At 67.2% G+C, this 412-nt stretch carries 1 protein-coding gene; it reads right to left on the bottom strand.

The annotated features are described in order from the left end of the window. A partial coding sequence (locus NPS56_RS31025; RefSeq protein ID WP_274078179.1) for an aldehyde dehydrogenase family protein occupies window positions 1-412 on the bottom strand: 412 nt, incomplete at both ends.

Consider the following 412-nt stretch of genomic DNA (forward strand, 5'->3'; position numbering starts at 1 on the left):
TGTGGGACCACGGCCAAACACCAGGTTGAGCACGCCAGCGGGGAAGATTTCCGACGCCAGTTGTGCCAGGCGCAGGGCGGTCAACGGCGTCTGTTCCGACGGCTTGAGCACCACCGTGTTGCCGGCGGCGAGGGCTGGGGCGATTTTCCAGGCGACCATCATCAGCGGGTAGTTCCACGGCGCGATGGAGGCGATCACCCCCACCGGGTCGCGGCGGATCATCGAGGTGTGGCCGGGCAGGTATTCGCCACCGGCCGAGCCGCTCATGCAGCGGCTGGCGCCGGCAAAAAAGCGGAACACGTCGGCGATCGCCGGAATCTCGTCGTTGAGCGCGGCGCAGTAGGGCTTGCCGCAGTTGTCCGATTCCAGCTTGGCCAGCTCTTCGCCGTGGGCCTCGATGGCGTCGGCGAGT

Origin of the sequence: Pseudomonas putida, assembly GCF_028682635.1 — a bacterium.
GTDB classification, from domain to species: Bacteria; Pseudomonadota; Gammaproteobacteria; order Pseudomonadales; family Pseudomonadaceae; genus Aquipseudomonas; species Aquipseudomonas putida_AE.